This window comes from Campylobacter concisus (assembly GCF_015679985.1).
GTDB classification, from domain to species: domain Bacteria; phylum Campylobacterota; class Campylobacteria; order Campylobacterales; family Campylobacteraceae; genus Campylobacter_A; species Campylobacter_A concisus_AC.
In genome coordinates, this window is the sequence record NZ_CP049239.1 from 1758985 (window position 1) to 1782382 (window position 23398).

At 37.2% G+C, this 23398-nt stretch carries 21 protein-coding genes; 7 read left to right on the forward strand and 14 right to left on the reverse strand.

What is annotated here, in order from left to right; translation table 11 throughout:
• Window positions 1-220: 220 nt before the first annotated feature.
• The 3 genes from G5B98_RS09095 to purB form a co-directional block, all read right to left on the reverse strand.
• The gene (locus G5B98_RS09095) at window positions 221-1312 is read right to left on the reverse strand and encodes a hypothetical protein (RefSeq protein WP_232524585.1); all 1092 of its coding nucleotides are present in this window, start codon (window positions 1310-1312) and stop codon (window positions 221-223) included.
• An 80-nt stretch (window positions 1313-1392) separates the two neighbouring features.
• Window positions 1393-3768, reverse strand: coding sequence for a ribonucleoside-diphosphate reductase subunit alpha (locus G5B98_RS09100; protein ID WP_196086747.1), 2376 nt, complete (start codon window positions 3766-3768; stop codon window positions 1393-1395).
• 210 nt (window positions 3769-3978) lie between these two features.
• Window positions 3979-5310, reverse strand: a complete 1332-nt coding sequence (gene purB / locus G5B98_RS09105; RefSeq protein WP_196086748.1) for an adenylosuccinate lyase — start codon at window positions 5308-5310, stop codon at window positions 3979-3981.
• 185 nt (window positions 5311-5495) lie between these two features.
• Here purB and G5B98_RS09110 point away from each other — a divergent pair, with 185 nt between their 5' ends.
• Window positions 5496-6410, forward strand: coding sequence for a pseudouridine synthase family protein (locus G5B98_RS09110; protein ID WP_196086749.1), 915 nt, complete (start codon window positions 5496-5498; stop codon window positions 6408-6410).
• A gap of 277 nt (window positions 6411-6687) precedes the next feature.
• Here G5B98_RS09110 and rlmN read toward each other — a convergent pair whose 3' ends face one another.
• Genes rlmN through G5B98_RS09130 form a run of 4 tightly spaced genes read right to left on the reverse strand, consistent with a single transcriptional unit; the run spans window position 6688 to window position 12531 of the window.
• A complete protein-coding gene (gene rlmN / locus G5B98_RS09115; protein ID WP_196086750.1) occupies window positions 6688-7818 on the reverse strand; it encodes a 23S rRNA (adenine(2503)-C(2))-methyltransferase RlmN in 1131 nt (376 codons plus the stop codon).
• Window positions 7815-8495, reverse strand: a complete 681-nt coding sequence (locus tag G5B98_RS09120; protein ID WP_196086751.1) for a purine-nucleoside phosphorylase — start codon at window positions 8493-8495, stop codon at window positions 7815-7817. Before G5B98_RS09120 ends, rlmN begins: the two co-directional genes overlap by 4 nt.
• On the reverse strand, window positions 8495-9250 hold the full coding sequence (gene hisF / locus G5B98_RS09125; RefSeq protein WP_196086752.1) for an imidazole glycerol phosphate synthase subunit HisF: 756 nt from the start codon (window positions 9248-9250) through the stop codon (window positions 8495-8497). Before hisF ends, G5B98_RS09120 begins: the two co-directional genes overlap by 1 nt.
• Window positions 9251-9252: 2 nt before the next feature.
• Window positions 9253-12531: an AAA domain-containing protein gene (locus tag G5B98_RS09130; protein ID WP_196086753.1), complete on the reverse strand. Its 3279-nt coding sequence runs from the start codon at window positions 12529-12531 to the stop codon at window positions 9253-9255.
• Between the two features lie 106 nt (window positions 12532-12637).
• Between G5B98_RS09130 and rsmA the strand changes: the two genes are divergently transcribed.
• From rsmA to G5B98_RS09295, 6 genes are all read left to right on the forward strand, one after another.
• Window positions 12638-13480: a 16S rRNA (adenine(1518)-N(6)/adenine(1519)-N(6))-dimethyltransferase RsmA gene (gene rsmA, locus G5B98_RS09135; protein ID WP_196087370.1), complete on the forward strand. Its 843-nt coding sequence runs from the start codon at window positions 12638-12640 to the stop codon at window positions 13478-13480.
• Entirely contained in the window at window positions 13446-15575 is a 2130-nt protein-coding gene (locus tag G5B98_RS09140; RefSeq protein ID WP_232524586.1) for a ribonuclease J, read from the forward strand. The genes rsmA and G5B98_RS09140 overlap by 35 nt, the downstream gene beginning before the upstream one ends.
• 9 nt (window positions 15576-15584) lie before the next feature.
• Entirely contained in the window at window positions 15585-16538 is a 954-nt protein-coding gene (locus G5B98_RS09145) for a KpsF/GutQ family sugar-phosphate isomerase (RefSeq protein WP_196086754.1), read from the forward strand.
• A 2-nt stretch (window positions 16539-16540) separates the two neighbouring features.
• The gene (locus G5B98_RS09150; RefSeq protein ID WP_196086755.1) at window positions 16541-17314 is read left to right on the forward strand and encodes a pseudouridine synthase; all 774 of its coding nucleotides are present in this window, start codon (window positions 16541-16543) and stop codon (window positions 17312-17314) included.
• Window positions 17315-17476: 162 nt separating this feature from the next.
• Window positions 17477-17644 (forward strand): hypothetical protein, encoded by a 168-nt coding sequence (locus G5B98_RS09500; protein ID WP_196086756.1) that lies wholly within the window; start codon window positions 17477-17479, stop codon window positions 17642-17644.
• Window positions 17628-17918 carry a tetratricopeptide repeat protein gene (locus G5B98_RS09295; RefSeq protein ID WP_223155889.1) on the forward strand — a complete coding sequence of 97 codons (291 nt, stop codon included), beginning with the start codon at window positions 17628-17630 and terminating at the stop codon, window positions 17916-17918. Before G5B98_RS09500 ends, G5B98_RS09295 begins: the two co-directional genes overlap by 17 nt.
• Window positions 17919-17966: 48 nt before the next feature.
• On the opposite strand, the gene G5B98_RS09165 is transcribed toward G5B98_RS09295, so the two are convergent.
• From G5B98_RS09165 to G5B98_RS09195, 7 genes are all read right to left on the reverse strand, one after another.
• A complete protein-coding gene (locus G5B98_RS09165) occupies window positions 17967-18455 on the reverse strand; it encodes a hypothetical protein (protein WP_232525366.1) in 489 nt (162 codons plus the stop codon).
• A gap of 17 nt (window positions 18456-18472) precedes the next feature.
• Complete coding sequence (locus tag G5B98_RS09170; RefSeq protein ID WP_196086757.1) at window positions 18473-19426, reverse strand: hypothetical protein; 954 nt, start codon at window positions 19424-19426, stop codon at window positions 18473-18475.
• Window positions 19423-20091, reverse strand: coding sequence for an ABC transporter ATP-binding protein (locus G5B98_RS09175; protein WP_196086758.1), 669 nt, complete (start codon window positions 20089-20091; stop codon window positions 19423-19425). The genes G5B98_RS09170 and G5B98_RS09175 overlap by 4 nt, the downstream gene beginning before the upstream one ends.
• Window positions 20088-21197 (reverse strand): ABC transporter permease, encoded by a 1110-nt coding sequence (locus G5B98_RS09180; protein WP_196086759.1) that lies wholly within the window; start codon window positions 21195-21197, stop codon window positions 20088-20090. Before G5B98_RS09180 ends, G5B98_RS09175 begins: the two co-directional genes overlap by 4 nt.
• Entirely contained in the window at window positions 21187-21372 is a 186-nt protein-coding gene (locus G5B98_RS09185) for a hypothetical protein (RefSeq protein WP_196086760.1), read from the reverse strand. Before G5B98_RS09185 ends, G5B98_RS09180 begins: the two co-directional genes overlap by 11 nt.
• 1 nt (window position 21373) lies before the next feature.
• Entirely contained in the window at window positions 21374-22495 is a 1122-nt protein-coding gene (locus tag G5B98_RS09190; RefSeq protein WP_196086761.1) for a nitrous oxide reductase accessory protein NosL, read from the reverse strand.
• 73 nt (window positions 22496-22568) lie between these two features.
• Entirely contained in the window at window positions 22569-23393 is an 825-nt protein-coding gene (locus G5B98_RS09195; protein ID WP_196086762.1) for a tetratricopeptide repeat protein, read from the reverse strand.
• Window positions 23394-23398: the final 5 nt, after the last annotated feature.

Sequence of the window (23398 nt, forward strand, 5' to 3'; positions counted from 1 at the left end):
GGAGTTTTAAAGTATAGGACAAGATAGCTTAAACAATAGACAACTATTTTATTTTGTTTAATAATATTTATCAAAAAATATAAAATTTTATGAAGTTTTCTTAAAGCATAAATTTACGTTATATAAGTATTTTAAGTTAAATTTTGATTATTTTACTTAAATAATTATTTTAATTTAAGTTTTTAAATTAGTATATTAATTAGATTATATAGTATTATGGCTATTTAATTTTATAGATATCCAGAATATACTTTTCTATATCTGCTTCGCTTGGTGGAGATAATAATTCGCGAGATTTTAATTGTTTTACACCTATTTTTCCATATATAAGATCTAACATATCAAATCCTATTTCTGAAACAATACCTTGATTTTTTAACCATTTTTCAAAAAATAAATATTCTATATGAAAGTTAATACGCCTTTCGCAATCGCTATGTTTTTCTACTGTTTTTGTTATCTCACCGCTGTCTCGCATATGTTTTAGAACATTATCGTTCCAATTACTATTTTTCATGTTAATTTCTATAAATTCTTTTTCATAATCTTTTTTGCATATATCGACAAATCTTTGCTTTGCCTCTACTGTTTTTAAAAAACTATTTTTCCATAATCTATAGTCAGGTTCTTGAATATGCAAAATTTCTTGATATTTTTTCATGTTAGATAAATATGTTTTTATTATACTTTGATAGTTATCTTTTTCTGAACTGCTTTTAGCATTGCCTAAATATTCGTATAATTTATTAAGTTGTTGTTTTATTCTATCAATGGGCAAAATCAGAGATTTTTTTAAATCTTGTTCAATATTGTTAACATTTTTTATTTTAAAAATATCAGATACATTTCTATCATCAAATAGATCGGTTATCTTGCTTTCATAAGAGATATATTCAATCGTTTTACTAGTATATAATTTTTTTAAATTTATTAAATTTTGTTTATAAATCAGTTCTTTATTTTGTAAATCTTGTACATTTTTTTCATATTCTTCCATTTGTTTAATTAAGGCATTATTGGTGTTTTTAAGATCGTTTTCTTTATCATTAAGTTCGGCTATTCTAACATTAGTCATATTAAGTTCATTTGATTTCTTTAACAATTCTTTGCTGATTTTTTGATTCTCAATAGTAATATTTTGTTCTTTTTCGTTTAATGTAGCTACTTGTTTTTCTAGCATTTTAATTTCAAATGTTGGTTTGATTGTATAAATATATCCGTATATGGCAGTTATTGCAACAATAATAGTTGCAATATTACCAAGAATAGAATAAGTATCTTTATTTTTTAAAATTATATAAACATATTTCATAAAATATAACAACCATACTTTCATAGCTTTATTACTCCAAAATAAGAAAACAAATCAAACATCTTATTATAAAAAGTTCTTTACTGACAACCCTCGCATTCGATCGAACGGTCGGCCACGTCGTTTAGTTTTTCGCTATCTGGGCTTTCAGAGCGTAGATAGTAGGTTGATTTTAGTCCAAGCTCCCATGCAAGCGTGTAAATTTCGCTTAAATATCCGCCGCTTGCTTTGTCTAAGCTCATAAATATATTTAAACTTTGACCTTGATCGATCCATTTTTGGCGGATCGCGCCTGCTTTTATAAGAATTCTTTGATCAAGCTCGTAAGCTGGCGTGTAAAACTGCCAAGTATCTGGGCTTAAATTTGGCACGACATTTGGGATCATTCCACTTAGGTTGTGCTCGAACCACTTGCGCTTATAGACTGGCTCGATGGTCTGAGTGGTGCCAACAAGGATCGAGATCGAGCTAGTTGGAGCGATCGCCATTAGGTAGCCGTTTCTCATGCCGTCGCGCTTGACCTTCTCTCTTAGCTTGTCCCAGTCGCAGACATTTTCGTCAAATAGCCCACCTTTGTCGTTTAAAAGTGCCTTTGCGTTCTCGTTTGCAGTGTCTATTGGCATGATGCCTTTACTCCATTTTGAGCCTTCAAATTTTGGATAGATGCCCTTTTCTACGGCTAAATTTGAGCTAGCGTAGATGGCGTTGTAGCTTATGTTTTCCATTATGCTGTCTATCAGCGCTAAGTGCTCATAGCTGCCCCATTTTACGTTTTTCTCAGCTAGCATTTGCGCTTCGCCCATGACACCAAGGCCGATCGAGCGAGAAGCAAGGTTTGTGTGTTTTACCTTTTTGTGTGGGTAGAAATTTAGATCTATAACGTTATCAAGCATCCTGATAGCTATCGGTACGACACGCTCGATGTCCTCTTTGCTGTTTATCTTACTTAAATTTATACTTGCAAGGTTACAAACTGCAGTTTTGCCTTCGATGCTTTCTTTTTCTACGATAAAAATTTGCTTACCTTTTAGACTATCAAGCGCGCTTAGCTTTTTGGCTTTTTTAGTTATGCCACTATCGACCGTGATGTCTTCTTCTTCGTCAAATAGCTCCTCGCTGCCATCTTCATAAGTGATCTTAATCTTATAGTAGTTTGGCGCTGTATTTTGGAAAATTTCGGTGCATAAATTTGAGCTTCTGATGATGCCTTCGTGGTCGTTTGGATTTGTTTTATTGGCATTGTCTTTAAAGCATAAAAATGGCATGCCCGTTTCAAAATAGCTAGTTAAAATTTTCTTCCAAAGCTCTTTTGCAAGGATGGTGTTTTTCTGGATATTTTCGTCGTTTTCATACTCCAAGTATCTCTTCTCAAACTCCTCACCGTAAAGGTCGCAAAGATCGCTTACTTGAGCTGGGTCAAAGAGGCTCCAGCGGCCATTTTCTTTAACACGCTTCATAAATAAGTCGTTTATCCAAAGCGCAGGGAAAAGCTCGTGTGCGCGGCGTCTCTCTTCGCCAGAGTTTTTACGAAGATCGAGAAAATCGCTCACGTCCATATGCCAAGGCTCGATGTAAACGGCTATCGCGCCCTTTCTAGTGCCTAGCTGATCGACCGCTACTGCGATGTCGTTTGTCACTTTTAAAAATGGGATGATACCGCCAGCTGCGTTTTTGTGTCCATCGATGCTACCGCCCATTGCGCGCACCTTGCTCCAGTCCCAGCCGATACCGCCACCAAATTTTGAAAGTAGTGCCATCTCTTTGTAGCTATCAAAAATTCCTTCGATATTATCAGGCGTACTACCTACGTAACAGCTGCTTAGCTGGTGGCGTGTAGTCCTTGCGTTTGAGAGTGTTGGCGTGGCTAGCATCACTTCAAATTTAGAGATAAGGTCGTAAAATTTCTTAGCCCAGCCTTGACTGTCTAGCTCGTTTTGCGCTAGAAACATCGCGATCGCCATAAACATATGCTGTGGCAGCTCGATTGGCATGCCATTTTTGTCTTTGATGAGATAGCGGTCATAAAGCGTTTTTATACCAAGGTATGCAAACTGAAGGTCGCGCTCAGGCCTAATGTAAGCGTTTAGATCCTCAAGGTTATACTTCTCTTTTAGTCCAGGGATGATGCGGCCTACCTTTTCGCCTTTTACTAGGTAGTCTTTTAGGTGATTGTAGCCGTTAAAGCCAGATACTTTGTGATAAAGATCATATAAAAATAGCCTTGCGGCAACAAATGTCCAGTTTGGGCGGTCGATGTCGATCTTATCGACTGCTGTTTTTATAAGGGTTTGCTGAATTTCCTCAGTAGTTATCATATCTCGAAACTGGATTTTCGCGTCTACTTCAAGCTCGCTAAGGCTTACATTGCTTAGTCCAAGGACCGCTTCATTTGTATATTTTTTGATCTTACTTATATCAAGCTCTTCTGTTCTACCATTACGTTTTATAACTTTCAAAAATATCTCTCCATGTTAAATTTTAATTTGGGATTTTATCCAAAAGGAGATAAAAACTCTCTTTGTTTAAAAAGTGATTTTTGATATAAAATTTAATTCGAAAAATAATATTTTATTTTTAAAAAATTTGATCTTATTTTAAAATAGTTGTAAAAATTTTTGAAGCGATGTATTGAAGCAAGAAGCATAAATTTACTTCTTGCATTTAAATTACTTGCCAAAAACTCTAGCAAAAATTCTATCTACGTTTTTGGTGTAGTAGTTGTAGTCAAAGCACTCTTTAATCTCATCTTTGCTAAGGCTCTTAGTTAGGTCCTCGTCGTTTAGCAAATTTTGCAAAAATAGGCTGTGGCCTTGCTCGTCGATCGCTTTTTTGCCCTCTTGCAAGTCTGCCCAGACCTTCATAGCATTGCGCTGAACGATCTTGTAGGCATCCTCTCTAGAAATTCCACGCTGTGGCAGCTGCAAAAGTACGCGCTGTGAAAAGACTAGTCCGCCTGTTAAATTTAAATTTTTCATCATATTTTCTGGATAGACGACTAAATTTGCTATCAAATTTTTGATGCGAACCAGCATAAAATCAGCCGTGATAAACATATCTGGCAGGATAAATCTCTCAACCGAGCTGTGGCTGATATCGCGCTCGTGCCAAAGGGCGACATTTTCTAGCGCTGGCGTGACATATGAGCGTAGCACCCTGCAAAGGCCGGTGATATTTTCGCTAAGGACTGGATTGCGTTTGTGTGGCATCGCGCTTGAGCCCTTTTGTCCTGGGCTAAAGTACTCCTCTGCCTCATAAACCTCGGTCCTTTGGTAGTGTCTAATGGCAACTGCGATCTTCTCACAAGTAGAGGCTAGAACTGCGATGGCGCTTACCACATGGGCATAGCGGTCGCGCTGGATCACTTGATTTGACGCTGGGGCAGCTTTAAGACCTAGCTCCTCGCATGTTAGCTCTTCAAATTCCATCGGAGCGTGGGCTAAATTTCCCATAGCGCCTGAGAGTTTGCCATAGCTGATCGTATCTTTTGCGTCTTTGATAAGCTTTAGCGCCCTTGCGATCTCGTCATACCAGATGGCAAGTACAAGGCCAAAGGTTATCGGTTCGCCGTGGATGCCGTGGCTTCTGCCAACCATGAGCGTGTGCTTGTGCTCGTTTGCTCTGTCTTTGACTGCCTGCATAAACTCCTCTACGTCGCTGATGATGAGCTCTAGGCTCTCTTTCATCTGAAGGGCGACAGCTGTGTCGATGCAGTCGCTTGAGGTCATGCCGTAGTGCACGAACCTGCTCTCCTCACCAAGGCTCTCGCTGACGCTTGTTAAAAATGCGATGACGTCATGCTTTGTCGTCTTTTCTATCTCATCGATACGAGCCACTTCAAATTTAGCGTTTTTGCAAATTTTCTCGCAGTCGCCATCACTTATGAAGCCAAGCTTATTCCAAGCTTTAACAGCAGCTTTTTCTACCTTGAGCCAAGCGTCGTATTTTGCTTGCATACTCCACTTATCAGCCATCTCTTTGCGTGAGTATCTTTCGACCATTGTTGAACCTTTTTGTATTAGTTTTTCTTTATCATAAAAGTAAATTTTAGCCTTGAAAGCCAAAAATCACATCGTATAATTTTATAAAATTTAAGTTTGGATTATATAAAATCCGTGCTGAAATGTCGGTTATATACTTATAAATTTATGCTTAAGATAGCTCACTCGTTTTTAAAAGGATTACCTTGCCATACGTAAATAGATTTATTGCCACTGCAAACAAACAAAAAGCGTATGAAATTTTAATGAAAACTGGCTTTAGTATGAGAGAGGCGCAACGACTAATAGATAAAGGTAGGCTGATATGTGGCGGCAGTGTCGTGAGTGAGAAAAATGCCATTTTGAGTGGCGATATTTTTTTGATCGACTATGAGGCTGAGCCAAAGGGACTTAAGCCGATCTTTGAGTGCGAAAGCTTTGCGGTATTTGACAAGCCAAGCGGGGTGCTGAGCCATCCAAATGGTAGACACTGCGAATACTCACTAAATGATGAAATTTACACGCTTTTTGGACGAGATGCGAGCGTGGCACATAGGCTAGACTTTGAGACGAGTGGCGTGATAGTCGTTGGAAAAGACAGAAATTCTACGATTAGACTAAAGAAAATTTTTGAAGACAGAGAGGTTTTTAAAAGCTACGTCGCGATGGTACAAGGCAAGATCGAACGAGAATTTACGATCGATGCCAAAATGGATCTAGCAAACAACTACGACGATGTGAAAATGCGAATGCAAATTTGCGAAAACGGTAAGAGTGCTTTGACTAAAATTTTGCCGATCAGATATTTTGACGATATCAATACGACTTTGGTTCGGGCTATTCCACTCACTGGCAGACAACATCAAATTCGCTTACATTTGTTTCATGTGAAACACAAGATACTTGGTGAACCACTTTATGGTTTGTCACGTCCGCAGATCGAGAAAATTTTAGATAAAGAGATGAGCGAGTGTGAACGGATAAATTTAACTGGAGCAAAAAGGCTCTTGCTTCACTCGGACGAGATTTCTTTTAAATTTGATGAAATTTTTTATAACATAAAAAGTAAATTTGACGCTGAAAGCGAGTTTTATAGATTTGCAAAAGAAGGTTTACTTTAGTCTAAAATTTTTTAATAAATTTCTATTTCTCATAAACCTTTACCTACGTTTTGCCAAAGTTTATCACTTTTAAATACCACAATGATAATTTTGTAGTTTATGCAATTAATGCTCCATTTTATTTCTTTATGAGAGCTAGGCTTTATCTTAATGTTAAGGCTTAGATTTTATGCCTATCTTTTTCATCTTTTAAAACTTTTAAAATAAGCCCTAATCCAAGTAAAACCACAACAACAATAAAGACTATTTCGGCTATATCAAGCGCACTCATTCTAACTCACACTGGCTTTACTATTTCTTCGAGTGACTGTGTTTTTGAATTTTTATTACCAGCAATAGCTTTAAATTTTGCATTTTCATTGCGTTGTTTTAATTGCCCACAAGCTGCACTTATGTCAAGCCCTTTGCTCTGTCTAATCGTACAAGTGACGCCATGATCTCTTAGATATTCTTGAAATTTTAGCATGCTGGCAAGCTCAGGTCGTCCAAATTCACTGCCCTCATGTGGGTTAAAATAGATCAAATTTACCTTTGCCTTGATACCATGCAGCAGTTTTACCAGCTTTTTTGCATCACTAACGCTGTCATTTAGGTCTTTGATAACAAGGTATTCAAACATCACGCGTTTGCGCATATTGATAGGAAATCCCCTAACAGCATCCATAACAGCCTCAATATTATACGCCTTATTTATCGGCATTAGACGGCTTCTAAGCTCATTAGTAACAGCATGAAGCGATATGGCCAATAACACACCAAGATCCATCTCACCAAGCTTTTTTATCTGGCTGCCAAGGCCACTAGTTGAAACGGTTTGACGACATGGAGATATGGCTAGACCCTCGTTAAGAGCTAAAATTTTGATAGCTTTACTAACGTTTGCAAGATTATCAAGTGGCTCACCCATACCCATATAAACGATATTTATGCGTCTTTCATAAGGTATCTTATTCTCTCTTTTTATCCATAAAATTTGCCCCACAATCTCGCCTGCAGTCAAATTTCTAACAAGCCCACCCTTTGCTGTTAGACAAAAAGCACAGCCCATTTTACAGCCAACCTGCGAGCTAACACAAACCGTATAGCGAGCATGGCGACTGATCTTTCCATTCTCATCACTTATCTCCTCTTTCATCGGTAGCAAAACGCTCTCTATCTTTAGCCCATCTTTTAGCTCAAAAAGATACTTGATCGAACCATCACTACTTTGCTCAAATTTCACACATTTTAAAGGATCGATATAAAATTTTTCAGCTAGACCTTGACGCATATCTTTAGGCAAATTTAGCATTTGGCTGAAATCGGTTGCATTTTTCTTATATATCCACTCGTAGATTTGTATTGCTCTAAATGGTGGAGAAACTAACTCTTTTAGCTCATCGATACTAAGATCAAGCAAATTTATCACATATTTTCCTTTATATATTTTGTTAGAATTTTCTTGGCCTCTACGTGATTTTTTACAAAATCAGTATGTGCATCTTTATTACAAAAATTTGTCGCTACGAAAATTCCATAAGCTGGAATTTTAAAAATTTGAGCTACTTTTAGAACAGAAAAAAACTCCATATTTTCTAAAAAATAGCCTTTTTCAAACATTTTATAAGCTAAATTTTTATCAGTCGTTATAAAATTTGACGAATTTGTTTTGATAGTTCCACGTGAAACGATAGAAGAAATTTCACACTCAATAGGCGTATAAGATCTATTTTCTATGCTGGAAATTTCAACATTTGCCCCAACCGAACTTTCATAAATTTGCAAAATTTCACCATCTTTATAAAGCCCTGCAGAGCCAACAAAAACTATTTTTTCTGGCATCTGATACAAATTTCGTTCAGGATTTTTTGACAAATTTTGGCTTAGATTTTGTAGCTCTGAATTTGATGAGTTTGCAAATTTAGCTTCAATTTTTGCAAGATAGTGCGGATCGATATTTTTTAAATTTATACCCTTTTCATCCGCTCCAATACATGCTCGTTTCTGCAAAAATTTTGTCAAATTTATTGCCATATCAACTAGCCCCACACCCATTGGCAAAGCAAAGTCAAAAATTTCATTTTTTCCAGCAGAGATAACTAACATCAGAGCCTAACCTCAATACCATTTGCTTTGAGATACTCTTTTAGCTTTTTTATCTCAATTTCGCCAAAGTGAAATATCGAAGCAGCTAAACACGCATCAGCCCCAGCTTCAAAAGCCTCTTTAAAGTGCTCCATCTTACCAGCTCCGCCGCTTGCAATAGTCGGTATAGAAAGCGTACTAAATATCTTTGTTAGCTCAAGATTAAAGCCTTGTTTGACACCGTCATTGTCCATAGAGGTTAACAATATCTCACCTGCTCCTCGCGACTCGACCTCTTTTGCCCAAGAAAAGGCATCTTTTTTGGTATCGATCCTACCACCATTTATAAAAATGCTATAACCATTTTCAATCTTTTTAGCATCGATCGCTACTACAACACATTGCGAGCCAAATTTCTTAGCTGCCTCATCAATCAAATTTGGATCTTGTATAGCTGATGAATTTAAGCTTACTTTATCGCAACCAGCATTTAAAAGGCGAGAGATATCATCGATCGTGCGTATACCTCCGCCAACTGTTAGTGGGATAAAAAGCTTACTTGCGACCTTTTTTACGACATCAACTATCGTATCACGCCCAAGATGAGAGGCAGTGATATCCAAAAAGCAAAGTTCATCAGCGCCCTCGTCATTGTATCTTTTAGCTATCTCGACAGGATCTCCAGCATCAACAAGCCCTACGAAATTTACGCCCTTTACGACTCTACCATCTTTTACGTCAAGGCATGGGATTATACGTTTTGCAAAATGATTCAAATCTATCCTTTATCTATTTTTCTAGCAGCTACCTCAAAATATGGAAGATTAGACCAATTTTCTCGGTTGCCAACTATATAAACAACCTCTTTTGCTCTTGTTAGTGCTACATTTAGTAAATTTGGTGTACTAGCGGCCCATGCTCTAGCACCTTTTGTGGCACCACCAAGAACAAAGATAACAACATCAGCTTCTTTGCCTTGCATGGTGTGAATGGTACCAGCCCCTTTTAAATTTTTACAAACATCTTTAAAAGGTGTTATTATTTTAACACTATCTTTTAGCTTGGCTAGCTTACCATCTAAAAGCTCTTTAACGATCATACCTTCGGCTTTATTATAATTACCTATCCATTCATCACTACTAACATCAATCCATTCTGTTTTGATATTAGGGTCACTAAGTTTACTTTCACTACTTCTGCCAAGTATCATCATATCATCATATGTTGTTTCGTTTGAAATTTTAAACATAGGGTTGGCGCACCTTCTATGAACGATAAGTGGCGAACCAACCCAAATGGACTTACCCTCTCCTTTTATATATGTACCAATATTTTGTACTTTATCGGCTCGAAGTTGAACTGATGATTTTAGTAGATTAAACTCATCCTTTGCATCACAGTAGCGTAAAATAGCATTATTTAAAGCTGGTGGCAATGTTACAACAGGCTCAAGTTGAAGTGGATCACCAACTACAACAGCCATGTTTGAACGAAGCAGTGCACCTAATGCGTTAGTTAAATTTGCCTGCCCTGCCTCATCTATTAAAAGCAAACCTATATCGCCATTTAGTAGCTCTTTAAAGGTATTATTAAAAGATGCGAAAGTAGAACTAACAACTGGCGTTAGTAAAAATAATCCTTTTATTATTTTACGTCTATCTTTAGCCTCAAGCCCGTTTTTCTCAGCCATTTTTTCATCATTAAATACAACGCTAAGAGCTCGTAAATTTGTTCTAACAGCTTCTTTGCAAGCAAAGATAGTGGCTTTATGTAGATTAAGCGCTTCTTTAAAAAGCTTAATTCTTGCCTTAAAAAGCTTCGTCTTGTGGGGTTTCTCATCAAGATCACGCTCCATCATAAATGGCATACTCTTTTGCATATCTTCATTACTCTGATTAAAACTACCATTTAAAAAGCTATCAAGCTCTTCGCTTCTACCAATTAATTTTTGACGTCTAATAAAGTCATCATTAAGCTTGTTTAGATGGTCTATCTTGGTATTAAGTTCTAAAATTTTCTCTTCAAGCTGAGTTATTTGAGCTTTTAGTTCGTTTAATTTTACTTCATTCTTCTCTTTATTTTCACTATTTTGCTTGCTTGCTTTCAAATTTTGCTCAGCTATTTGGCGATTTATCTCACTAACTTTTTGCGCTTCATTGTTATATTTTTCAAAAGCTTGCGTCTTTAAAATTTGCTGGAAAATAAAAAATGATGGCTTTGGAGGCGTACTCAGATACTCTTGTAAAATTTCATTTTGACCAATAAGCTTTGTTAGCTCGTTAGCTTCCGTAGCCTTTTGCTCTAGCTCATTTTTGCTCAAATCCAGTTCATCTATTAGTGGCCTTAAAAGCTCGTCTATTTGCCTTGCTGAATTATAGTTATCAAGTCTTTTATCAATATTTATAAGCTCACTATTTATACTTTTTAGCTCCTCTTCTTTGATCCTGATCTCACTAAAAAGTAGATTTACTTCATGTAGGGCTTGATTAAATTTCTCCTTTGCCTCGTCGTAATCATCAATTCCTTCGCCGGTAGCCAAGTATTTGCCAAGCCCCATTAAAAAGCCATCTTGTTCTATAAATTCTTTAAATTCTTTTGAAATATCTTCAAACTGACTATGCGTTTTTTCGATCTTTACGCCATTAATCGCATTAAAAACAAAATTTGACTTATTTTGCTTTGAGCCAAGAGGTATGCAAAAAAGCCCCCATGCAGGTTTTGAGATAAAAGATTTTTCTCCAAAATTTATCTTTTCATCGGCCGAGAGAAGCCTTGTAGCTATAAATTTAAAATAATCAATCTCGCCTGCGTAACTACCGATGCTTTTTAGTTGGCTAAGCTCTTTACTTAAAATTTCAACCGCACCGTTATTGCAAGAGCTAACAACCATCTCATAGCCCTGGAGTTCTTTATTTAGAGTGAAATAAAGCACCTTATCGCTACTATCTCGAACTGGAGCAAAGATATCATGTCTACTCATTTGTGCAAGCTTTATCGCCCTAAGCGTAACAACTTCAGCCATTACATCTTTTAAAAGCGTTGTTTTACCAGTGCCTGGAGCACCATTTACGCTATAAATTCCACCACTTTTTTCTTTAAATTTTTTAATGATGTTATTAACGGCAATTTGCTGTGAAAAATTTAGAGCGAAGTCGCTAGCAAAGGCTGATCTTGGATACTCTTCTGCTTTAAGAAAATCTCTAACAAGCCTTTTATTTTGCTCATCTCTTACATCAAGTCTTTCAAATTTATTCTCACTGCCCTCGTCCAAAAACTGATCCGTTAGCTCGTGTGTCCTGCCTGACTCGTAAAATTTTATAAGCAAATTTATATCATCTATAAAAAAGCTATTTAAAAGGCTATCATTTTCTTTAAAATTTGGATTTATGATCTTTATCTCAAGCCTTAAGAAATCATTACAAAATGGTGTTTTAAGTACACTTTTTAGCTCATCGTTTATAAGCTTTATATATTTGCCAAATTCCATTTTTTCTTTATAGATAGATAGCTTGTCTTTTATGCGCTCGCACTCTTTGCTAAAGTCACTTTGATTTATCTCTTTTAGATGATCTAGGCGAGCCATTGCCCAAGGAGCTGTTGGGATGAAAAGGTCATCAGATGAGTTTGGTGTAAAAAACGGAGTTAAATCATCATCTAAATCTACATCTTTTAAAGCAAAATTTTGATCATCTTTACAAAATACCAAATCACCAGCAAGCTTAAATTTATAGCAAAACGCCTTATCAAAGCTCGTTTGTTCAGAGCGTAGTTCCTCTAAAATTTGCTCTTTTTCAAATTTAACATTTGCTAGCTTTGATATCGCAAGAGCAAGCAAGTCAGTCTCAAAAATGCCGCCATAAATTGAAATTTCTATACCATTTTTTAAAAGCGACCTATCAAATACCCTTAAAATTTGTAGAAATTTCTCATCAAAATTTGTAATGTCAAGGTCTATTGATTTTTTAAATTTGGTATTTGTCTTTTTTGGCTCGTCTAAGGTTTTTGGCTCTAAATATTGTGATAATAAAAAGTATTTTAAGGTATTTGCTTTGCTCAAATTTATGCCTTATTTCGTTATTGTTTAGTGATTATAATCCATTTTATATATGATTAAACTAAACTTGTAATCATTGTATAAGTAATTTTTGGCTAATATCGCGGCTATGATAAAGGCAAAAAAGCACTTTGGACAGAATTTTTTACAAGACAAAGCAACACTAGATAAGATCATCCAAGCGATACCCAATGATGTAGCAAACGTCGTTGAGATTGGGCCTGGCTTAGGTGATTTGACATTTAGACTTTTGCAAATTTATAAGACAACCTGTTTTGAGATAGATTGTGAGCTGTTTCAAATTTTAAAGGCCAAATTTGCAAATGAGATCCAAAATGGACAATTAAAACTTTTTTGTAAAGATGCATTAGAGCAGTGGCAGCAAGAGGGCGGACTAAGTAGTGAGAACTACTTTTTGGTCGCAAATTTGCCCTATTATGTTGCTACGAAGATGATCCTAAATGCGATAGATGACGAAAAATGCCTTGGGCTTATTGTGATGATACAAAAAGAGGTTGCTCTTAAATTTAGTGCAAAGAGCAAGGATAAAGAATTTAGCTCTTTATCGATCCTCGCTTCACTTCAAGGTAGGTGTGAGCTTTTGTTCGACGTGGATGCAAAGCTTTTTAATCCACCTCCAAAGGTCACATCCTCAGTCATCAAACTACAAAAAACAAAAAAGATTTTTGGCAAAGACGGGATTTTCAAAGATGCAAAACAGTACGAGGCTTTTAAAGTATTTTTAAGAGCTGCGTTTGCTTCGCCAAGAAAGACGCTTTTGAAAAATTTATCCACAAATTTTGACAAAAATGCGTTAGAAGAAATTTTTGAAAGCCTAGGCTTAGCTCAAAATTTACGTCCACACGAGCTAGATGTCGATTTTTATCTAAAAGTATTTGAAAGATTAAAGGAAGATAATGAACGACAAAAACGAAGAAAAAGTTGTAACTAACCAAAGTAAAAACAACAAAAGACGAAGATTTAGACCAAAAAATAAACCAAAACAAGAAGGCGAAACTACCGAGCAAGCTTCACTAGTAAGCAAAAGTGTGATAGATAACTTTTTTGCAGCAGAGCAGGCCGAAACTGAAACTCACGCCGAGCCAAAGAGCCAAAATCCTCGCCCAAAAAAGCCAAGAAACAATAAAAATCAAAACAAAAATGGCGAAAATAATAAGCCAAAAGATCAAAAACAAGAACCACAAGAAACAAAAACCAAAACGCAAGAACAAAAAGAAAAGCCTAAAAAAGCTAAAAAGCCAAAGAAAAATTTACCTGCAAAACTAAATGGTAATGAACAATGGCAGCAAGATATCGCAAGCGCAATGGTAGCAAACAAGGCCGTTCACGAGCTACGTCTGGAGCCGATGAAGTATCTAAACTCAAGCGAGCATAAAATTCGCATAACTCCACTTGGCGGTCTTGGCGAGATCGGTGGCAATATGACTATCTTTGAAACAGAAACTAGCGCCATCATTGTTGATATTGGTATGAGTTTTCCAAGTGAGAGTATGCATGGCGTGGATATACTCATCCCTGACTTTGACTATGTTAGAAAAATAAAAGATAAGATAAAAGGCGTCATCATCACTCACGCGCACGAGGATCACATCGGCGCGGTACCATATTTTTACAAAGAGTTTAAATTTCCGATTTACGCTACGCCTTTGCCACTTGGTATGATAAACAATAAATTTGAAGAGCACGGCTTAAAGCAGGAGCGCTCGCTTTTCCGCTCTGTTGAAAAAAGAAAGCCATATCTAATAGGCGACTTTGAGGTTGAGTGGATACACATAACTCACTCTATAATCGATGCTTCAGCACTTGCTATCACGACAAAGGCGGGCACCATCATCCATACGGGTGACTTTAAGATCGACCATACGCCGATAGATGGCTATCCGACAGATCTTGGCAGACTTGCATACTACGGCGAAAGAGGTGTATTGTGCCTAATGAGCGATAGCACGAACAGCTACCGAGAAGGATTTACAAAAAGCGAAAGTAGTGTTGGCAAGACCTTTGACGCGATATTCTCAAAGGCCAAAGGACGCGTCATTATGAGCACATTTAGCTCAAACATCCACCGCGTTTATCAGGCGATCGAGTGGGGGCTAAAATACAACCGCAAAGTCTGTGTCATCGGTAGATCAATGGAGAGAAATTTATATACTGCAATGGAGCTTGGCTACATCAAACTTGATAAGAAAATTTTTATCGACGCTAACGAGGTTGGCAAATTTAAAGATAACGAAGTGCTGATCGTTACCACTGGCTCTCAGGGTGAGACTATGAGCGCACTCTACCGAATGGCTACCGATGAGCACAAATACATCAAAATAAAGCCAACCGATCAGATAATAATCAGCTCAAAGGCGATCCCTGGTAATGAAAGCAGCATCTCAACTGTATTAAATTTCCTAATAAAATCAGGTGCAAGTGTCGCTTATCAAGACTTTAGCGAGATCCACGTCAGCGGTCACGCGGCACAAGAAGAGCAAAAGCTGATGCTACGTCTTATAAAACCAAAATTTTTCTTGCCAGTGCATGGCGAATACAATCACATCGCAAAGCATAAAGAGACGGCCATTAGCTGTGGTGTGGATGAGAGAAATATCTATCTAATGAGTGATGGCGATCAAATGGAGATCTGCCAAAAATACTTAAAACGTGTAAAAACGGTAAAAACCGGCAAAGTCTTCATAGACAATCAAATAAATAAACAAATCTCAGACGATGTCGTCATCGATAGACAAAACCTTGCTGAAGCAGGTGTCGTCATGATAATTGCTCAAATTTCACGTCATGGTGCAAAGCTTATAAATAAGCCTCGTGTTATTAGCTACGGACTTGTGGGTAACAAGCAAGATGCGGAGTTTAGCAAAGAGATGCAAGAAATTTTGACGCAGTTTTTAAGCAACGTCAAAGAGGAGCTTTTAAAAGATGGTAGATTGCTTGAGTCACAAGTGCGCCAAGTGATCAGAAAGCATATCTTTAGAAAGGTCAAAAAGTACCCAACTATCGTACCAATTATCTATCTAATGTAAGGGAAATTTATGCAAACAATCAACCAAATCGCAGCCGAAGTTTTAGAGATAGAAGCAAACGAGCTTTTAAGACATGCTAAAAACTTAGAGATAGAAGATGCTGTAAATTTGATATTTAATACAAAAGGCAAGGTCATAGTAACAGGCGTAGGCAAGAGCGGTCACATAGGCGCAAAGATCGCTGCCACGCTTGCAAGCACTGGTACGCCAAGCTTTTTCTTGCATCCAACAGAGGCTATGCACGGCGACCTTGGCATGATAGAAAAGGATGATGTTTTGTTAGCCATTAGCTTTAGTGGCGAGAGCGATGAGCTTATAAAAATTTTACCTCATGTAAAGCGCTTTGGCGTAAAGATCGTCGCAATGGCAAGAAGTAAAACAAGCTCACTTGGTAAATTTAGCGATGCATTTATTAGCATTGACGTAGAAAAAGAGGCGTGCCCACTAAATGCCGCTCCAACAGCATCAACTACGCTAACGTTAGCTCTTGGAGATGCGTTGGCTGTTTGTTTGATGCAAAGGCGAGGCTTTAAAAAAGAGGACTTTGCAAATTTTCATCCAGGTGGTAGCCTTGGCAAGAGGCTATTTTTAAAGGTCAAAGATGTGATGAGAAGCGAAAATTTACCGATAGTTCGCTGGAATGCAAGCCTAAAAAAAGCAATCGATACTATGACACATGGCAAACTTGGCACGGTTCTTATCGTCGATAAAGATGGTGTGTTAGATGCCCTTTTAAGCGACGGCGACCTTAGACGTGCACTTATGCGAGAGGACTTTGACCTAGACGAGCCAGCAATGAAATTTGCAACCTTACATCCAAAAGAGATAAACGACAAGGAAATGTTAGCTGTGGATGCGTTAGCTTTGATAGAAAAATATAAAATTCAGCTTCTTGCCGTTGTGGAAGATGGCGTACCCGTGGGTGTTTTACACATTCATGACCTTGCAAATTTAGGACTATAAAAATGAAAAAAACAAGACTAAATAAATTTATCTCACATAACACAAACTACTCACGCCGTGAGGCAGATGAGCTGATAAAAGCTGGCAAGGTTAGCATAGCAGGACGTGTGGTTAGCGACCTTGCCACAAGCGTGGATGAAGATGATAAAGTGCGTATAAACGGCCGTTTGATAAAGCTAAAAAAGGAATTTACTGTTATCGTCTATCATAAACAAAAGGGTGAACTAGTTAGCAAAAAAGATGACCGCGGACGAAAGACGATCTATGATACGCTAGATAAGAAATTTGCAAAATTTGTTAGCGTAGGACGCTTAGACTATGCAAGCGAGGGACTACTTTTACTAACTGACGCTCCAGCGATCGCCACAGCACTCATGAATAGCGACTTAGAGCGTGAATACTACCTAAAGGTAAAAGGTGAGGTAACAAAAGAGGTTATAGAAGCGATGACAAATGGCTTTTTTGCCAAGGACGCCACCAAAGGCGCTCACGCAAAAACTACTATAAAATCAATGGAATTTAAGCCATTTCTAGCCTATAAAGTCTTTGGCTCAAGCGGAGGCTATACAAAACTAAAGGTCATCATTAACGAGGGGCAAAATAGGGAACTGCGCCGTTTCTTTGGCTACTTTGACCTTGAGGTGATGGATCTAAAAAGGGTTAGCTTTGGACGTGTTAGCCTTGATATGCTAAAGCCTGGCAAATGGCGCTACTTTGAAAACAGCGAATACGAAGACCTAAGAGACTTTTTAAAGGTTAATAACGTTAGATACTAAATTTGGCTTGCTTTCTCTAAAAAAGGAGGCAAGTCAAATATACCTTTAAAACACACACCACAATTACAAAAATTAATAAAATAATATGTAAATTTATTTTACATATTAACCAAAAGATAAATAGATAATTAACAATAATCTAAGTTTTAAAAGGACAAAATATTGTTTAAGAATTTTGTAAAAGATGGAGTAAAAATAAAAAAAATTATCTTTTTGTTTGTAGTTTTGCTATCTGTTGGTTTTTCCAAAGATCTTTTGCGGCTTGGAGCTGAAGCTTATATTAGAGGAGACTATAAAATAGCAGTTGAGCAGTTTGAAAAAAACTTGTGATAGCGGTTATGCCGATAGTTGTGGTGTTTTAGGAATACTATATATGAATGGTCAAGGAGTAAAGCAAGACTATAACAAAGCAGCAGAACTATTTGAAAAAGCCTGCAATGGGGAAAATGCTCAAGGTTGCTATAATTTAGGATTTTTGTATGTAAAAGGACAAGGAGTAAGACAAGATTATCGCATTGCAAAAGAATATTTTGGTGAATCTTGTGATCTGGGGCATCAAAATGGATGTGACACCTATAAAAAACTAAATGAAAAAGGCTTTTAATACCAAAAACAACCTAGCGAGCTCTAACAAATTTAGAGCTACATAAATTTATATCTTATTTTCTGAAAGCAAGATGTTTATATATGGATTTAGTAACGTCTCACCGCGTGCTGCGTAGAGCAAGACCTCTTTAAAGTAGTTATCGTTTATGCCGTAAGTGTGAAACTCATACGCCCCTATGCCGTATCCCATCGGAGTTATATCAACCCTTGAATACCAAGCATCTTGCGCTAGAATATAGCGATTCGTATCTCTTGAATAGACATATAGCTTTATCTTATCTTTGCTATTTTGCGCCATATACCAGATGAAAGAATTTGTGATGTCGTTAAAGAAGTAGATGTCGCCATTTGGCATGATGGCTTGGGCTGTGTCGTTGTTATCAGCGATAAGCGTCCTACTCTCATAACATATAAATTTATTTGGCGTAAGTTGCTCGATCGGCTCTGATTTGCCATTATTTAAAACTAAAATTTTATCGTCGCTTATGTCGGCATTATAGGCAAGTACGGCTAAAACTAGAGCTAACAAACACAAAGAAAAAATTTGCTTTATCAAAATAAAAATCCTCTTAACAAATAATATTTCAGGACATAAAGCGAGCAGATCAGCACGCAAATACCTAGCCAGATCGATGAAAATTTAAGCTTGTGTGAGTAGTTTGTCTTTGTAATGATCTCAACAAGATACGGCATAAGGCCGTAAAATACACCAAGAAACAAACTGCCCCAGATGAGGTAGCCAACATAAAAATAGTCACTTTTTAGCATGCAGTATGGGCATTTATGGTTCGGCTGCTCGTAAACATAAAGGCCAAAAAAGTAGGTAATAGCATAGTAGCTAAGCACCAAAAACAATAAATTTGCCACAAAGCTTGCCATGCTTTGCTTTAAAAAATTTAGCACCAAAATAACAAAAAATAGCACATAAAATACGCTTACTAAGCCAAAATTTGTATAGCCAAATGGTAGCTTTGGAGCTTGAAAAGTGACAGAGCAGCAAAAGACCGGCACTTTTAGTGGAATATTGTAAAAAAACGAAATTTCTATACCAAGCTCAAGTAGTATCATGACAAAAAGGCAGATAAAAATGGCGTATTTTTTCTTTAGATAAGGGAAATTTAGGGCCTGCAAGTCAAGCTTATTTATAACCAGCCAGATACCAAGCCCAAAGATCAGCAAAATTTTAGTGAGCATCAATATGCCACCAAATTTATTTGAGCCGATCACACCAGCTGAACACATAGCACCAGGCACAATATCAGAGAGTTCATTTAGGCAAAGTGCAAAGAATATAAACAATACGATCTTGATACAGACGCAAAAAAGCAAGATGGTATTTACAAGATAGTTTTGTTTTTCAAGCGAGTATTGAAGCGATGTTAGTGCGTTATAGTCCCACGACCTCACGATCCTAACGACGTAAAAGAGCGAAATACTCATCAAAACTAAAAGAACAAACTCCGCTAACAAAAAGGCAATAACGGCGTTTGATAAAAAGACACTCATACTATCTCTCCGTTTTGCAAGCTGACAACCCTATCTGTTGCACTTAGCTCATCAAAAATGCTATCGTGAGTAGCGACAATAACACTCTTTTTTAGAGCTTTAAAAGACTCTAGCAAGCCTAAAAATGCACGTGCATTTTGTCTGTCTAAATTTGCCGTTGGCTCATCGGCCAAGATGATGTTAGCATCCATAGATAAAGCCCTAGCTACCGCGCATCTTTGACGCTCGCCACCACTTAAATTTGATACGTTCTCATCTTTTTTATGAGAGATATTTGCTAGGCTTAGAGCCTTTTTTATCATCTCATCTCGCACATTTGCCTTGAAATTTGTTAGAGCAAATGGAGCTAGTAAATTCTCATAGACACTTAAGCCCTCGATAAGGTTAAAATTTTGAAAGACAAGTCCAAGCCTTTTGTGTCTAAGCTCAGAGCAAAAAGCATCAGGCAGCTTCGCAATGTTAGTGCCATCTATTAAAATTTCTCCACTAGTTGGCTTTTGAAGTAGGGCGATAAGCGAAAGCAAGGTACTTTTACCGCTTCCACTAATGCCTTTTAGTATCACTAGCTCGCCGTCATTAATATCTAAATTTATATTTTTTAAAGCACAAAACTCATTTTGTTTGTTTTGGTTATAAACTAGGCTAACACCTCTTATATTTATCATTTTAGCCCCTCATTTATGTCACTACTTGCTACTCTCCATGAAGGTATGAGCACAAACGCCAAAAATGGTATCACACCAAAAACAAAGATCAAAAAGAGCTTATCAAACTCTAAAATAGGCGTGAAATCTGTAAAATTTAAAAGCTCATCACCTAAAAATATTCCTTTTAGAAGTGGAGCATTTAATACAAAAACAAAGAGATAAGCCAGCATAACACCTAGTAAAAAAGCACTAACACTAACGATGAAATTTTGTATAAATTTTAAAAATATAATGTCTTTTATGCAAAAACCAATGCTTCTTAAAATAGCTATTTCACGCTTTTTACTACCATAGGCGAGTGAAATTTGGTTTTTAAGCAAGACAAAGAATATAAGCATAACGCTAACGTAAATGCTCATAAAAATTCCACCCTTATAATAATAAAGGTGCCTAACCTTAGCCACTTCATCTTCTATACTAAGAGCGAAAGAATTTGGATATAAATTCTCTATCTTTAAAGCTACTTCACTGATCTCATCGGTATTTGGCACCTCAACGTAGAGCTTTGTATACTCTTCATCTTTTAAATTTAAGATAGCTCTTAGCGTATTTGGATGCAAAAATATAGCGTTATTTGAGATTAAACCACTTTGTGCCGGCATAGTCTTTAATATCTTTACTGGTATCATGCGCTCTTCAGTTAGAAAATTAAAGCTCTCATCGTAGTAAAGTTCATTCATCGCTGCCTTGACACCTTCTCCGACGATCATCTCATCCTCTTTTAAGCTATCATCTTCATATAGATGAAACCAAACACGCTTTTGCACGAAGTAGTACTCTCCATCAACTACACCCTTTACATCACTTACGCCATCAATCTTCGAGATATCGTAGATATAGCCAGGGTGCATTAGATCGCCTTTGCCAGCACGAAATGCACTCACTACTATACTTGATCTATCTTTTACTAAATTTATAAGATCATGCTGGATCGATCCAGAGATGAAAAGTACCGAGCTTAGCACAAAGATAATGAGTGCAAAGAGGCAAAAGCTAAAAAGGTGATCCTTTCTATCTTTAAAAAGCAGAACCACGGCGTAGTTTATAAAATTTTTACCTATCATAGACAAAGCCTTTTTGCCCCTTTTGATTAAAACTAAAAGCAGCATTTGCTCTTGTTATCTTAGAAATTTCTCTTAGCTCATCTTGCTTTGCTTTATAATCAAAGCTAAGATAGTGTGCCGCTAAAAGCATATAAGAAAGTCCAAAAAATAACGCCAAAAAAACTAGAAATTTCACACTATTTACCGATAAAATTCTTTATCTCGTCAAATCTTATGACACCTTTGCCAGCATGATCTTTTAAAAAGCTCTCTGCCTTTGCTTCATCTTTAAATGGGATAAACTCATCGCCCATTGGTCCGTAAACGTTTGAGCCGTGAACATAAAACGCATCTTTTGCATCAAGCTTTTCTAGCGTGTAATAGTCACTCACATAAGCATCTTTCATTTTACCGTCCGCAAAATAAAATTGTGCCATATCTTTTACGCCATCAAAATAATAATCCTTGCCATCTGCTTTGATGAGTGTCGCCCATGGAGAATTTTTAACAATCATGCCACATACCGCACATCTTGCACCTTTTGGTACGACTATTCTCTCAGGTTTTTTTATTTCTTGTTTAGCTTTTGAGGCTTGGTTGCTAGTACCTAAATTTGCCGGAGCGTCCCATAGATACAAAGCGGCAGCTTGTAGGTGTTTGTCGTACTCTGGAGCTTTGCTGGCCTCTTTTGAGTCACATACTTGTTTAAGATGAGCTTTTAGCTCAGAGATAGCTTTAAAGCTTTTTGGATCAGTTTTATCGCAGTTTGCCTCGTAAAATTCCTTACCATGTGCGTAAACGCCGTCCTCACGTTTAGCTTTTATCATTTTATTATCACCCTCGAAATCCTGTCCAGCGATCTCGTAAGCTTTAGCAAAGTTCATTATTTCGCCGCCATTTTCTGCTTGAAATTCTTTTGCGTCAGCCTCGGTTGAGAAGGCATATTTGCTATTTCTAGTCATTGTGCCTTTGACGCTACTACCAACTACGTAAAATGCCTTGTTTACGTCGATCAAATTTAAATTTTTAGTATCAACGACTTGTGCGTCGCTTGGGATCTTGCCTTCTGTTAGCTCGTATAGGCAGTGGAGTGATGCTACTTGCTTGCCGTTATATACGTGATTGGTCTTATAAAATTTAACCAAATTCATTCCACAAACGGCGCAGTACTCCTTGCCCTCGCCATTTCCTACTAGTGTAGCCTTGCTAGGATCCACGCTTTGAAACATCGGTTTCATTTTGACGGCTTGTTCATTTGTAGAAGCACTAAAAAGTATGGTTGCTAGTAGTGCTGAACTCAAGATAGAACGTAAAATCATAATTATCTCCTTTAGTATTTTTTATTTTTATATTTATAAGCTTTAAATGCCACTGGGCTAACTTTATCAAGCATCAATGCTTTCCTAAAATTTCTAAATTCTCGCACGCTTCTTTTAAGCCATTTTTGCAGCTTCTAGTAAAAATTTCACGTGCTTCCTCCACGTCTTCTTTTACGCCTTTACCTTCAGCTAGCATGATAGCGTAATTATTGCAGCCCTTTTCATATCCATATATACACGCTTGCTCATAAAGTTTTGTGGCTTTTGTGAGGTTTTGATCAACGCCTTGTGCATAAACATATAAAAAGCCAAGATTATCACACCCTATGCCAGCTTCGTTTGCGCAAGCCATTTCGTAGTTTACTTTGGCTTTTGCATAGTCTTTCTCGACACCTTCACCCTGCGCGTATAGATAGCCAAGGTTACTACATCCTATGCCGTCCCCTGCTTTGCAAGCCTTTTCATAAAGCTCTTTTGCCTTTTTAATATCCTTTGTCACGCCGGTGCCATTTGCATAAAGCAAGCCTAGCTCCGTGCAACCCTCGTTGTCGCTACATGCTTTTTCATAAAATTTAACTGCTTTTGCTAGGTCTTTTTCCACACCTTTGCCTTTTTCATAGACGTAGCCAAGGTTGCTGCAAGCCATAGAGAAGTTTTGATCACAAGCTTTTTCATAAAGCATTGCTGCCTTTGCTTCGTCCTTTTTGACATTGCCATCACCTCTGCTGTAAAGCACAGCTAGATTGTAGCAGCCTGATGCCTTTTTCTCTTTATCACAAGCATCTTCATAAATTTGTGCTAGCTTATTGTGATCGTCTTTTGCGCTTAAAGCCTCTTTGATATAGCCAGCATTCAATAGTCCCAAACAAGCAAACAATAAAACCAAACTCTTTTTCATCATAT

Bases quoted from the DNA above. Each gene is read 5' to 3' on its own strand.
- G5B98_RS09145 (WP_196086754.1), top strand. From the start codon at position 15,585: ATGCAAACAATCAACCAAATCGCAGCCGAAGTTTTAGAGATAGAAGCA.
- G5B98_RS09170 (WP_196086757.1), bottom strand. From the start codon at position 19,426: ATGAGTGTCTTTTTATCAAACGCCGTTATTGCCTTTTTGTTAGCGGAG.
- G5B98_RS09150 (WP_196086755.1), top strand. From the start codon at position 16,541: ATGAAAAAAACAAGACTAAATAAATTTATCTCACATAACACAAACTAC.
- G5B98_RS09195 (WP_196086762.1), bottom strand. From the start codon at position 23,393: ATGAAAAAGAGTTTGGTTTTATTGTTTGCTTGTTTGGGACTATTGAAT.
- purB (WP_196086748.1), bottom strand. From the start codon at position 5,310: ATGGTCGAAAGATACTCACGCAAAGAGATGGCTGATAAGTGGAGTATG.
- G5B98_RS09175 (WP_196086758.1), bottom strand. From the start codon at position 20,091: ATGATAAATATAAGAGGTGTTAGCCTAGTTTATAACCAAAACAAACAA.
- G5B98_RS09180 (WP_196086759.1), bottom strand. From the start codon at position 21,197: ATGATAGGTAAAAATTTTATAAACTACGCCGTGGTTCTGCTTTTTAAA.
- G5B98_RS09140 (WP_232524586.1), top strand. From the start codon at position 13,446: ATGAACGACAAAAACGAAGAAAAAGTTGTAACTAACCAAAGTAAAAAC.
- G5B98_RS09190 (WP_196086761.1), bottom strand. From the start codon at position 22,495: ATGATTTTACGTTCTATCTTGAGTTCAGCACTACTAGCAACCATACTT.
- G5B98_RS09120 (WP_196086751.1), bottom strand. From the start codon at position 8,495: ATGTTAGTTATCTCTGCTGGAAAAAATGAAATTTTTGACTTTGCTTTG.
- G5B98_RS09095 (WP_232524585.1), bottom strand. From the start codon at position 1,312: ATGAAATATGTTTATATAATTTTAAAAAATAAAGATACTTATTCTATT.
- rsmA (WP_196087370.1), top strand. From the start codon at position 12,638: ATGATAAAGGCAAAAAAGCACTTTGGACAGAATTTTTTACAAGACAAA.